This window comes from Sulfurimonas hydrogeniphila, assembly GCF_009068765.1.
In the GTDB taxonomy this organism is placed as follows: Bacteria; Campylobacterota; Campylobacteria; order Campylobacterales; family Sulfurimonadaceae; genus Sulfurimonas; species Sulfurimonas hydrogeniphila.
The window spans coordinates 540,127-552,836 of the sequence record NZ_CP035534.1 but is presented as its reverse complement, the minus strand read 5'-3'; the positions used below and the strand labels follow the sequence as shown (position 1 = coordinate 552,836).

Genomic DNA, 12,710 nt, shown 5'->3' with positions numbered 1-12,710 from the left:
AATTACCCTTTATATAAAAAATTTTTTATGATGTAATAGCGGTTTTTTTTATTTGGAACCAACCAATATTTTACAGTATCAATTTCAAGTTTAGCGGGCTCTAAAGAGAGTTTGTCCAGGAGTGGATACTCTATTCCGCCGTCAAAAAATTGATTGCAACGTAGTATTCTAGTAAAAGAGTGGTAAAAAGCACTTGAAATTGAATTATTTTCGAAATTTATACGTGCATATTCGCTACATGTAGGATAATAGCGGCATGATCCATAGCCGATAAGTGTAAAAAATTTCTGATAGAGCCATAAAAGCTTAAGTAAAAGTTTTCGCACGGGTTAATACTTTATGGAAATCATTGGTGAGTTTTTCAAATGGTGCGTCAAAGATTGCCGCTTTTGCAACAAATACATAGATACCGTCTTTTAGTGAATAGGAGTACTCACAAAAAAGCGCACGAAGACGGCGCTTCGCCCGATTACGCTTTACCGCATTGCCAAGTTTTTTGGTGGCGGTAAAACCTACTTTGCGTACTCCTGGTTGAGGAAGGAAAAAGAGGACAACACTCTGAGAATGTTGGTTTTTTCCTTTGTTGTAAACATATTGAAACTCTTTATGGAGTTTCAGTGTGTTGAATCCGCCTATACTGTCAATTTTTTACGACCTTTGGCACGACGACGATTAATGATGTTACGACCATTTTTAGTAGCCATTCTGGCTCTAAAACCGTGTGTTCGCTTTCTAGGTGTATTGTGTGGCTGGTATGTTCTTTTCATTCGACATATCCTTATCTGATTTAAGTTCGGAAGTTTACAAAAACTTTACTTAAAGCGTGGTTAAGATTCTTAAGAAACCTTAACTTCCACCTCACCGTTTACAACGGTAAATTCAACATGAGAGCCCTCTTTCACTGTCCCTTCAAGAATCAAGTCAGCCAAACGGTCTTCCACAATTTCGTACAATGCTCGTTTGAGCGGACGTGCTCCGTATACAGGATCAAATCCGGCTTCTGCAATATACTCTTTTGCCTCTTCACTTAAAGAAAGTTCAATATTTCTCTCTTTAACTTTGTTGACAATCTCGTTAAAGAATATATCGACAATCCCTTTAATTTGTTCTTTGCCAAGCGCATTAAAGATTACCACTTCATCAAGTCTGTTCAAAAATTCAGGTTTAAAGGCTTTTTTGAGTTCGGCCATAACCATGCCTTCAAGTTCAGGACTTCCTGAATGAGTGATAATTTTGTCACTTGCAATATTTGATGTCAGGATGATAATAGTATTGCTAAAATCAACCGTAACACCTTTGTTGTCTGTCAAACGCCCGTCATCAAGCACCTGAAGAAGCATATTGAACACATCAGGATGTGCCTTTTCCACTTCATCAAAAAGTACAACAGAATAAGGTTTTCTTCTTACAGCCTCTGTAAGCTGTCCTCCCTCTTCATAGCCGACATATCCAGGAGCTGCACCGACCAAGCGTGACACAGCATGTTTTTCCATATATTCACTCATATCAATTCTAATGAGCGCATCCTCAGAGTCAAACAAGAATTTTGCCAAAGTTTTTGCAGTCTGTGTTTTACCGACACCTGTTGGCCCAAGGAACATAAAGCTGCCTATAGGTCTGTTTTTGTCGCTCAGACCTGCTTTGTTGCGTTTAATAGCACGAGCAACAGCATGCGTCGCCTGTGACTGTCCTACAACCGTTTCATTCAGCACATCTTCGACATGCAGGATCTTGTCTTTCTCGCTTTGCAGCATTTTATTTACAGGAATACCTGTCCATCTGCTGACAATAGAAGCAATCGACTCTTCATCAACAGAATTTTTCAAGAGAGTTCCCTCTGCCTGCATTCTGTTCCACTGCTCATTTAAGGCTTTTTCTTCTTCAATGAGTTTTGGAATTTCTCCATACTCAATTTCTGCAGCACGGTTAAATTCAGAACGGCTTTTTGCAAGCTCTGCTTCACGGCGTTTTGCTTCTATTTCAGCTTTAATAGCTGAGATTTTTTCAAACACCTCTTTTTCTGTTTGGAACTGAGACTCAAGTTTTCTTACTTTTTCTTCAATATCAGCCAACTCTTTTTCTATCTCTTCAAGTCGCTTTTTATTCGCAGGTGTCTCTTCCATCTTCAGTGCTTCTTTTTCAACCATAAGCTCTGAGAGCTTGCGTTTTGCAGCACTCAGTTCATTTGGTTCAGACTCTATTTGCATTTTGAGTTCCGCTGCTGCTTCATCGATCAGATCGATCGCTTTATCCGGCAAGAATCTGTCTGCTATATATCTGTCAGAGAGTTTTGCCGCAGCGACCAATGCACTGTCTGCAATACTCACATTATGGTGAGCTTCCAATCTCTCTTTGATTCCGCGAAGAATCTGCAGTGACTGGTTTACACTCGGTTCATCCACAGCGATCGGCAGGAAACGGCGTTGCAATGCAGCATCTTTTTCAAAATATTTTCTGTACTCTTTGAGCGTCGTTGCACCTATAGTATGGAGTTCTCCACGGGCAAGCGCAGGTTTCAGGATGTTTGCCGCATCCATTGAACCCTCTGATGCTCCGGCACCGACTATAGTATGAATTTCGTCAATAAACAGAATAATATTCCCGTTTTCTTTGACTTCATCTATAACCGCTTTGAGTCTGTCTTCAAACTCACCACGGTATTTTGCACCGGCTATCAATGCCGACATATCAAGCGCAACCACACGCTTGTTCTGTAAAGAAGTTGGAACATTGCCACTTTGAATTCTCTGTGCAAGTCCTTCAACCAGTGCTGTTTTACCAACCCCAGGCTCTCCTAGAAGCATTGGGTTGTTTTTCGTTTTACGGATCAGAATCTGCATTGTTCGTGCTATCTCTTCATCACGTCCGATAACCGGTGCGAGTTTTCCCTCCGCTGCTTCTTTTGTCAAGTCAATACCATACTTGGAAAGTGCCTCTAATGTTTCATCCGCTGTTTGCGAATCAATTTTCGCACCGCCGCGAGCTGCTTCAAGCTCTTTGCTCAACTGCATGACATCAACATATTTTGGCAGTATTGTTGAAAACGGCTCTGTATTTAAATTTGCTAATATATATGTATCTACAGCAAGATAAAAATCTCCGTTTTTTGTCATCAGACCTATACCGTTTTCAAGTGTTCGTACAAAATCCTGGGAAAGTTTGATATTTTCTTTTGTCACACTTGAAGATTTTGGCAGTTTTTCTGCCATACTTTTAATATCTAATTCCATTGCGACTTTATCTATACCCAACTTGTTAAACATTTGGTTCAGTACAGAATCCGAATTTGTTAAAAGTGCCCACAAAAAGTGTACCGGTGTCACTTCCTGATTTTTGTTATGTAAAGCTAAAGACAACGCACTCTCAATCGCCTCTGTCATATTATGTGTTAGTTTCTCAAAAATGTTATTCATCTCTCAATCCTTTTTTTTATTTATGCTGAAAGTATACCTTTTTGCAAAATATCATTTTGCTACTTTAGTTGCAAAGCGTTACAATTATACCGACCTGAGTCTTTATTTGTCAAGGAAGTTAAGCAAAATCATTCATTAGATTTTTTTAGCACTCATAATAATCTCTCCTACCTAAAGGAACAAACACTTTGTTCAAATATTAGTCAATTCAGCAATAAAAGCACACTTTATTTTTAAGCATAACAGTCATTATTTTCATAAATCATCAAAAACATGACAAACCACAATAAAATTTCCAATAAACTAACATTATTGGTGTTCATTTATTTTTTAATATATGAGTCATTTGTGTTATAATGTTCGTTGATAGAATAGTTATATCCAAGAAGCCACATTATCTGGAAATTTGAATATGCCTATTTATAAATGTAAATTAGGTAAATTGAATTTTTGGAGTAAAATAAAATGGAAAGAAAGTTAATTGTATCATTCGCGATTGCAGGGACATTGATGTTAGTAGGGTGTAGTAGCGGTCCACAAATAAATCCATCAATTCGTCATATTGTGGATCCAAATGGTCCAGGAACTGTAATACGAGATCCTAAGTTAAATAAAATTACTACAGCTGAAATAGGACAAAATATGTATAGTAAGTCTTATTTGATAAATCCAACAACACAGAAAGTAATTTTAGAAGGTGTCGCAAAAGGTAGTAGATATGGAATCAGTATCGATTCATCAGAAACTCTTCCAGTCACTTCATTGGGAGTCAAAGTCACTAAAACGCTCTATCCATACGATTCATGGCACTTATTAAGAAATGTTGAAGGAAAAAATGCAATGTGTTATTCTCCTTATGATTGTTTAATAGATATGAACAATGATAATACTTTTACATATTTGACTACACAAGGGAGTAAGGATTTTGTTAAATTAGATCAATCAACTAAATATAAATTGGAAAAATCTAAACCTATTTATACAGAAGACTCATTTAAATATGTAGCTTTATATCAAGGTAAAAAAGGAAATCTTATAAAAATCTCATTTAGAGAATTTAAAGACAATATGGCAAGACCAGCATTTACGCAAGATATTGAATACGAGTTAGAAAAAGATGGAAAAACAATAATCGGTTTCAAAGGACTACGAATCAAAGTCTTAAAAGCAACAAATATGAATATTACATATAAAGTTATAAAAGATTATAATTAAATGTAAAAGATATAACAAAACGTAGCTGAGCCCTAAACGTGCCACCCACTTTTTGTTATATCACTTAAAAAACATTATCAGCTAAAGAGAGGCACAATGATAGACACACGTGAAATTGAAATTATTCTAGACCATCATATCTATCTTAGAGGTATGACACAAAGTTGGAAATCACATGACTTACACTTAACTTTTGACTATGACCATTTAGATCAAATTATATTTTCAGCTTATTCCCCTCATATTGAAGGACTAAAAAAAAAGAAGAATTAAATAAACGATTAATTAGCTTAAATATTCTTTTTAATGGAGCTATCTTTGTTTCCTCAAAAATGACTCCACCAAATATTAAATTTTCTAATTACCATATTGAGAATAAAGAACTGGGAATAGAACCTAATAATGGCATGTCTTTATGGAGTGATTCAATAGAAGAATATCCATTTCTGCATAATGAAGAATATTATACGAATAATCCTAAGATTAAGCTCCCATCTACATTCGACGCAACACTATTTAATATCTCTAAAATAGATTTTGTTATTAGAACATTATTATTTCAAGCAGGAGTGATTTCAAGCAATAGTTTTACAGATAAAATTCTAACATGGAATACATTGTACAAGATTGTAGATACAATAAAATATGGTTCTAAAGAGGTTGATATTACATTGGAATCATTAATTAACTTAAAAGATTTAGAACGCTTTACATCTGCCTGTAATAATCCAGTTGTTCTAGGTATAAATGCTAGACATGGTGGACATGCAAAAAAACCAAAAAGAATTACACCTATAATAGATTTAAAAGAAGCAACATCCTTAATATTGTGTTTTGCAAATCAGTTTTCTAGATATTATATAGTTGCTAAAGGTTATGTGAAAATGGATAATTCTGATTTAAGCCAATGCATGCACCAGAAAAAGTAAAAGATATAACAAGTACGAGGAGATCAATAATTGACTCTAACGGGAAAATTATTGCTCACGACAATCGTTATCCGCTCACTACGTGACCGGATAACGGAGGCGCGGGTTGAACACCCGCGCCTCCGTTATCCTAAAAAATAAATAAATGGAAATATATATGAAATTGAAAATATCAATTAACAAAATCAAATCTATCAATAATCTTGAAATAGAATTACCTATTGATAAAGGTTTATATGCAATTACAGGTCAAAATGGTGCTGGTAAAAGTACTTTAGTAACATGTGCTTCCAGTGTATTTTTTAATATGCCAATGAATGACTATTTTGGTGAAACTGATGATGATGCATTTATCAAATTTTCTCTTAATAATGCAACTCGTGCATGGAAAAAAAACAATGGTAAATGGGAACAGTCTTCAGATGGAAAAATGAATGTTAAAGGATTTTATGAAGGCTCAATAATTTTTGGAAACAGATTTAAAAATACAGATTATAGAACATTGAAAAGTTTAGATAAAATTGGTAATAAAGAACTTGAAAATGTTGATGATTTTATTCGCGAAAACTTAGGAAAAATACTGCATAATAATATAAGCTTTTATGATAAAGTTTTTAAATTAAATAATTCTAATGCAGGCTCTGAAGTTAATTTTCGTGGTGATATTTTTTATTATCAAAAAGGAAGTAAAAGAATTAGTCAGTTTCACATGTCTACTGGAGAAAACCTTTTAATCAGTGTTCTAAATTCTATTAATATTAGAAATAGTGATAGAGCTAGTTTATTAAAACCATGTATATTATTTTTAGATGAAATTGAATTGGCTTTGCATCCATCGTCTTTAAAAAGATTAGTGGCATTTTTAAAAGAAATTGCTATTGAATATAATTATGCAATTTATTTTTCTACTCACTCTATAGAACTTATTAGTGGTATTACACCTGAAAATATCTTTTTTCTTGAAAGATATGCAGATGATAGTTTAGAAGTATTAAATCCTTGTTATCCTTCATATGCGACAAGAATACTTTACGACCATTCAGGATATGATTATGTAATACTTGTTGAAGATGACTTAGCAAAAGAGATTATTAAAAGAATACTAAAAGAAGAAAAACTACATTCAAATCGACTTATTCATATTCTTCCTTGTGGAGGATATACTAATGTTATAGATTTAGCACAAGAAGTTGTGGCTAGTAATTTAATTGGTAAAACTTCAAGTATTTCTATTGTGCTAGATGGGGATGTTAAAAAAGAAGCACAAAAGTATATTACTAAGCAAGGGATAACAAACAATATTCCATTGAATTATTTACCAATTGAAAGTTTAGAAAAATATCTAAAATCTAAACTATATGATAATGTTGACCATAAACTATTTAGAGAATTAAATGATTTTATTTTTCATCAAAAAAGTCTTAAAACTATAATTGATGAATATAAAACAGAAGTAGCTACTACAAAAGACAACAATGGTAAAAAGTTTTACAATCACATTGATACTGAATTAAGAGCTAGAAATAAAAGTAGAAGTGAAATTGTAGAGATTATTGTTGCTTATTTATTTGAAAATGACAGAGTGAGTTTAGATAAAATTTCTTTGTTTTTAAAAAAACAGCTTTCATGAAAAGTATAACAAAACAGAGTATCCAATAAATTACCTAACGGCAATGTATTGGCTATCTTCAGTCGTTATCCGCTCACCGCGCCTCCGTTATATGAGTCCTTTTTTCTCATAACGAGCAAGCATACTTTTGTTACCGCTCACTCCGCCGCTATGTATATACATAATTTTTTCATCAGTTTGTTCCAAAAGTGCCTGCCACATTGCCGGAGCATAAAGTAAATCAAACTCAATTCCCTTTACATGTAAAGCCTTGTATATCTCATAAAACTCCTTATAGGGTTTTGCAAAATGGTATTTTCTCTTTGGTTCCAGGATAACAAGATTGTCCGGAATTTCTGCCAAAGCACGCATTTGCTTTTTGAGATAGCTGCTGTCCCCTATGCAGGGTGTTGTATAAACTCTGTACTCAGGTAAAGCAAGTGCTAAAAAAAGTGCTGTTGTCCCTGTACCGGAAGGTGTTGCGACTGCCTTTACATGTAAGTCTCTGCTTTGTTCCTGTATCTCCTGCGCTAAAACTTCCAATCCTGTTTTTGCTTCCTGTACTGCGCCACCCTGATCAACAAAACAGGTTTTTGCATTTACATGTAAGCGCAAAGAAGCAATAAACTCTTTATAAAAATCATTTTCTATCTCTCTATGCTGCATACCTAATTTCAGCGCATGCGCATAGTTTCCGCTGCCTTGCTCTTTTTGTGTTGCAGAGAGTTTTTTTGTATAGTAAAGAAATTTCCATTTTTTTTTCTGACACAAGGCGGCCAACGCCAGCATAGCATTAGACTGTGTTCCGCCGTAGGATATCAGCGTATCATAAATGTTGTCTGGAGTATTTAAGAGCGTGTAGAGTTTTCTGTATTTGTTCCCTGCCAAACAGGGGTCAATGAGGTCATCGCGTTTGACAAAAAACTCTCTCTCTTCTAAAATAATTTTAGAAAGAGGAGAGTTTTGCATGCCTAACTACTTAATAGATGCTTTTTTCTGCAGTTCATCCATTTTTTTCTTCATAACAGCTTTAAATTTTTCCATTTTCAGACGCTGTTCTATAAATGCTTTTACCTCATCAAAACTTCGTGTCAATGAAGGTTTTTTGTCTTCCACATAAATAACATGGTATCCAAACTGTGTTTTAACCGGCTCTGATGTCACTTCGCCTTTTTTCATAGAAAAAACTTTATCATTAAAAGCAGGTACCATTTGCCCTTTACTGAAATATCCAAGATCTCCGCCTTTTGATCCGCTAGGCCCTGTTGACTCTTTTTTCGCAAGCTCTATAAACTTTTCTTTGAGTTTTTCTCCGCTTAAATGTTTCAACTGCGCAATGATTTTTTCTGCTTCCTCTTTGGTTTTTACTAAAATATGGCGGGCATGCACGCTCTCTTTTTCATTAAATTCTTCTTTGTTTTTGTTATAGTAGTCTTTTAACTCTTTTGTTGAAATTTTAATGCCGTCAAGCAGTTTCTTCTGCCAAACCTGAATAGCAAGCTCTTTTTTCATTCTTTGTTCAAGCTTATTGTATTCATTCTTATACTCCGCAGAGTTGATGATACCGGATTTTTTTGCATCATCATAAATCAACTCTTTGCCTATAAGCTGTTGTAAAACCTGTTGTCTGAATGCAGCCTGACGATCAGCCGGTACCTGGTTAAAACGCCCCTGTGTCGCCTGCATCAGCTCCTGGTCAACTTCTTCTTGGGTAATTGGTTTTCCGTTTACTGTCACTAATGTTTTTGCACAGACGACTGAACCTGTCAACAACAGGGCAGATAATAGCATTGTAATTTTATTCATTATAGAGTTCCTTACTAAATTGATAAAGAGAAGTTTAATAACAATATATTAATAGTTATTAAACAGATTCATTTTCATAGCTTATTTTAAGGTATTTGTCTAAAATATACTCCAGTTTGTCTCTTGTTAGCGGCTTTGAAAGATAATCATCAAGCCCCTCTTCCAAAAGCATCTCCTTGTCCCCTTCCATTGCCATTGCTGTCAGGGCAACAATCGGCGCCTGTGATTTTAGGAGCATCATATCTTTAATCTCTTTGGTTGCAACAATCCCGTTCATATACGGCATATCTATATCCATAAATATAATGTCATATTTTTTCTCTTTATACATTTTTACCGCTTCAAGTCCGTTAGAGGCGGTAGAAACATCTATGTTATACTCTTCCAGGAGTATTTTTATCAGACGCTGATTGATAAGATTGTCTTCCACAACCAAAGCCTCGGTTTTATCTTTGAGAGTAAGTTCATTTTTATCTTCATTGGTATATTTGTAGCTGTTTGCCATATACAGATGTTTGGCTATCACACTGGCCAGCAATGGTTTTTCTATCACTTCATCAATAATGTGTGTCATCTTTGTTTGCAGTTTTTCATCTTCATCCAAAAGAAAAACAACAGGTGCCTGCTTTTTATATGTCGCCAGATCCAGTATCCACGATGAATCACCCTGGTCACCTACCACATAAAGCTCATCTATATCTGTATAAATATCAGCATTGAGTTCGGAAGATTTTGTCACATCAATAGCAAAAGAACGCAAATAGGTCGTTAAGAAATTGGCATCATCAACTTTTTCTTTATCCAGTAAAAGCACTTTTGCTTTTTTATTTGGCATCATTTTGTAGTTTTGCCCTCTTGAAGCTTTAAAATCAAGAACAAAATTCACGTAGGTACCGTTGTCTAATTCACTTTTTATACGTAATTCTGATCCCATCAACCGTACCAGACCGCTTGAGAGGCTCAATCCTATGCCGAGTCTCTCATCTGCATGACTGCCTGCGGTAAAAGGTTCATCCATAAGAGATATCTGTTCTTGAGACATCCCCTGACCATTGTCTTTGACACTAAAACCGACAGAACAGGCTCCGTTTTGGAGTCGTTTTAAAAGTTTTACTTCTATAATAACCTTGCCGCCATGCGGTGTAAATTTAATTGCATTTTGAATGATAGAACGCATAACCTGCAAAATTTTGTTTGCATCACCTTCAAGTTCCTGTGGCAATTTCGGGTCTATAAAACTCATAACCTGTACCCCGTTGTTGCTTGCCTTGTCAAAACATGTATATATGAGTTTTTCCATTGCGACAAGAAGATTAAAAGGTTCTGACTCCACTGCAAGACGCCCACTTTGCAACTGCGCCAAATCCAAGAGACTTTCAATATTATTCATCAGATTTTTAGAAGAATAATCAATCATATCAAGGTATTCATTTTGATGTTCGTTGAGACTGGTTTCTTTGAGCAGCTCTATAAATCCGAGAATACCATTCATCGGAGTTCTAAATTCATGCCCTATATTGGCCAAAAATTTTGTTTTCAGCTTTTCAACCTCTTTCACCTGCAAACGTGCTTTTTCCAACTCTGTAACATCTTTTAATTCCAAAATATACAGCTTCATGTTTTTTGAATACCTGTGACACTTTGCTTCAATACTGAGAAGTTGCCCCTTAGCATCAGTCATATTTACCCTGTAACCATCGCTTTTGTACTTTTTGATATAATCCAGCCAACTTTTGTCAGACTCGGTAAAAATCTCTTCACTCTCACTCAAAAACATATCACGAATGCTTTCATTGGCTCTTTTAAAATCTTTTATATCAAAATAATTCATTGTAGTGAAAAAAGTTTTATTTGCACCAATCCATCCTTCACCTTGTAAAAAATAGAGCATCATTGTATCACTGCTGTCTGCCACTTCAATAAAGAAATCTTTGTCCAATTGTGAAAAAAGTGTCTCCTTTTTTTTGCCTGTATCATACACATGCGTGTTTTTTTGTTTCGAAAACAGTGAAAATATGCCCATATTTTACCCCTTTTTAAAAGTCATTGCTTTGATTATAACATATAAGTTGCTAAAATACATTTATGAAAAAAGCAACGAAAAAAGAGATCCAAGAGATCCAAAAACGCTTTATGGAGCGCTACAGTGATGCGGTCACAGAACTGCATTATAAAAATGCCTATGAACTGGTAATTGCCGTAGCACTCTCAGCGCAATGTACCGACAAAAGAGTCAACCTTATTACTCCTGCCCTGTTTGCAAAGTATCCGACGCCTCAAGATTTGGCAGATGCTGATATAGAAGAGGTGAAAAAGCTTATTAACACCTGCTCCTTCTTTAACAACAAAGCAAAAAACCTCATAGCCATGGCAAAACGTGTTGCGGAAGTGTATGACGGTGAAATACCAATGAATGAAAAAGACCTGCAGACCCTGGCAGGCGTCGGACAAAAAACAGCCCATGTTGTGATGATAGAGTATACCGGTGCGAACCTAATGGCAGTGGATACCCATGTATTTCGTGTCGCACACAGACTTGGTCTGAGCGATGACAAAACAGCCAAGGCAACAGAAGCCACTTTGGTAAAAAAATTCAAAACCGACCTGCATGTACTCCATCAGGCAATGGTTTTGTTTGGAAGGTACATCTGCACTGCCAAAAATCCTAAATGCGATGAATGTTTTTTAACAGAGTTTTGCAGAACAAAAGAGAGTTTCAAAGTTTAGGTATGCAAAGTGCTTGGAGATTATTATGATACGCATATATTTATTAGTTTTATTCATGCTTTTTTTTAACGGCTGTCTAAACAAACACGGGATTTCTGCAAAATACTACAGTGACTGCAAAGAGTACTACGATTTTCAGGGATATTATCACAAAGAGTGCGGAGATGATGACATCATTACCTATGAGACAATGGGCAAAGAAATAAAAAAAAGCAGCGCAAAAGTCAAAAGTTTTTTTGGTGAAAAAGAGCAGCCAAAAGCAGAAAAAAACGTCTGGTAGGTTCTACTCTTTTACAGCAATAAAAGTAGCAAAATTTGCCCAGCGTAAAAGTACTTCACAATGAGAGAAACCTGCATTTAATGCCATTTTTATATTTTCTTCTTCACTGTAAGGCACCAGTACATTTTCCAGAGCTTCGCGTTTTTGCATGATTTCATACTCGGAATAGCCCTGCGCTTTTTTAAAATCATAATAACATTCAATCAACTCTTTGTTGAGTTTGGGATGATGAGAGATGACTTTTTCGCTAAATATAAATACACCCTCTTTTTTTAATGAAACGGCTATTTTTTTTACCAGCTCTTCACGAACAAGAGGACGAATAAATTGCAGAGTATAGTTACTGATAAAAACATCTGCCTCTTTATAATCATAGCTCAATATATCCGCATTGCAAACTTTTATGTCGGCACCATACGCTTCGCATTTCTTTCTTGCACGCGTGAGCATTGCTTCAGAATTGTCAAGACCTATAAGCTCTGCCTTGTTTGAGAGTTTTCTGTGAATACTCAGCAGTGTTGATGCGGTTGAACAGCCAAGATCATAGACTCTCCCATTTTCATTCAGGTTTTTCAGTGCAAAAAATTCTGTAATTTTTTGCGCCTCTTTGTAAAAAGGAACACTCCGCTCGAGCATATCATCAAAGACAGCTGCCACTTCTTCATCAAATTCAAACTGTTTTTTTATCGGTTTTGTAAATACTTTATCATTCATAACTGGAATTTTATCAA

Annotated in this window: 14 protein-coding genes; 6 read left to right on the top strand and 8 right to left on the bottom strand. The window is 35.4% G+C overall.

Annotated elements, in window-relative coordinates:
* Positions 1-2: 2 nt before the first annotated feature.
* The 4 genes from yidD to ETP70_RS02935 form a co-directional block, all read right to left on the bottom strand.
* Complete coding sequence (gene yidD, locus ETP70_RS02950; protein WP_151899779.1) at positions 3-326, bottom strand: membrane protein insertion efficiency factor YidD; 324 nt, start codon at positions 324-326, stop codon at positions 3-5.
* Positions 307-618, bottom strand: a complete 312-nt coding sequence (gene rnpA, locus ETP70_RS02945; RefSeq protein WP_151901483.1) for a ribonuclease P protein component — start codon at positions 616-618, stop codon at positions 307-309. Before rnpA ends, yidD begins: the two co-directional genes overlap by 20 nt.
* Positions 619-632: 14 nt before the next feature.
* On the bottom strand, positions 633-767 hold the full coding sequence (gene rpmH, locus ETP70_RS02940) for a 50S ribosomal protein L34 (RefSeq protein WP_013327469.1): 135 nt from the start codon (positions 765-767) through the stop codon (positions 633-635).
* A 69-nt stretch (positions 768-836) separates the two neighbouring features.
* Positions 837-3,413, bottom strand: coding sequence for an ATP-dependent Clp protease ATP-binding subunit (locus ETP70_RS02935; RefSeq protein ID WP_151899778.1), 2,577 nt, complete (start codon positions 3,411-3,413; stop codon positions 837-839).
* A 465-nt stretch (positions 3,414-3,878) separates the two neighbouring features.
* On the opposite strand from ETP70_RS02935, the gene ETP70_RS02930 reads away from it, so the two are divergent.
* From ETP70_RS02930 to ETP70_RS02920, 4 genes are all read left to right on the top strand, one after another.
* Entirely contained in the window at positions 3,879-4,628 is a 750-nt protein-coding gene (locus tag ETP70_RS02930; protein WP_151899777.1) for a hypothetical protein, read from the top strand.
* Between the two features lie 96 nt (positions 4,629-4,724).
* Positions 4,725-4,901, top strand: coding sequence for a hypothetical protein (locus tag ETP70_RS12365; protein WP_188110034.1), 177 nt, complete (start codon positions 4,725-4,727; stop codon positions 4,899-4,901).
* 59 nt (positions 4,902-4,960) lie between these two features.
* The gene (locus ETP70_RS02925) at positions 4,961-5,557 is read left to right on the top strand and encodes a hypothetical protein (protein WP_151899776.1); all 597 of its coding nucleotides are present in this window, start codon (positions 4,961-4,963) and stop codon (positions 5,555-5,557) included.
* 157 nt (positions 5,558-5,714) lie between these two features.
* Positions 5,715-7,187, top strand: a complete 1,473-nt coding sequence (locus ETP70_RS02920) for an ATP-dependent nuclease (protein WP_151899775.1) — start codon at positions 5,715-5,717, stop codon at positions 7,185-7,187.
* Positions 7,188-7,274: 87 nt separating this feature from the next.
* Here ETP70_RS02920 and ETP70_RS02915 read toward each other — a convergent pair whose 3' ends face one another.
* From ETP70_RS02915 to ETP70_RS02905, 3 genes are read right to left on the bottom strand one after another with little or no spacing between them, the layout of a single operon-like run.
* The gene (locus tag ETP70_RS02915) at positions 7,275-8,135 is read right to left on the bottom strand and encodes a pyridoxal-phosphate dependent enzyme (RefSeq protein WP_151899774.1); all 861 of its coding nucleotides are present in this window, start codon (positions 8,133-8,135) and stop codon (positions 7,275-7,277) included.
* A 6-nt stretch (positions 8,136-8,141) separates the two neighbouring features.
* The gene (locus ETP70_RS02910; RefSeq protein WP_151899773.1) at positions 8,142-8,972 is read right to left on the bottom strand and encodes a peptidylprolyl isomerase; all 831 of its coding nucleotides are present in this window, start codon (positions 8,970-8,972) and stop codon (positions 8,142-8,144) included.
* 58 nt (positions 8,973-9,030) lie between these two features.
* Positions 9,031-10,995 carry a response regulator gene (locus ETP70_RS02905; protein WP_151899772.1) on the bottom strand — a complete coding sequence of 655 codons (1,965 nt, stop codon included), beginning with the start codon at positions 10,993-10,995 and terminating at the stop codon, positions 9,031-9,033.
* A 62-nt stretch (positions 10,996-11,057) separates the two neighbouring features.
* On the opposite strand from ETP70_RS02905, the gene nth reads away from it, so the two are divergent.
* Positions 11,058-11,699 carry an endonuclease III gene (nth, locus tag ETP70_RS02900; protein ID WP_151899771.1) on the top strand — a complete coding sequence of 214 codons (642 nt, stop codon included), beginning with the start codon at positions 11,058-11,060 and terminating at the stop codon, positions 11,697-11,699.
* A gap of 25 nt (positions 11,700-11,724) precedes the next feature.
* A complete protein-coding gene (locus tag ETP70_RS02895; protein WP_151899770.1) occupies positions 11,725-11,979 on the top strand; it encodes a hypothetical protein in 255 nt (84 codons plus the stop codon).
* Between the two features lie 3 nt (positions 11,980-11,982).
* Here ETP70_RS02895 and cmoA read toward each other — a convergent pair whose 3' ends face one another.
* Positions 11,983-12,693 (bottom strand): carboxy-S-adenosyl-L-methionine synthase CmoA, encoded by a 711-nt coding sequence (gene cmoA, locus ETP70_RS02890; protein WP_151899769.1) that lies wholly within the window; start codon positions 12,691-12,693, stop codon positions 11,983-11,985.
* Positions 12,694-12,710 lie beyond the last annotated feature (17 nt).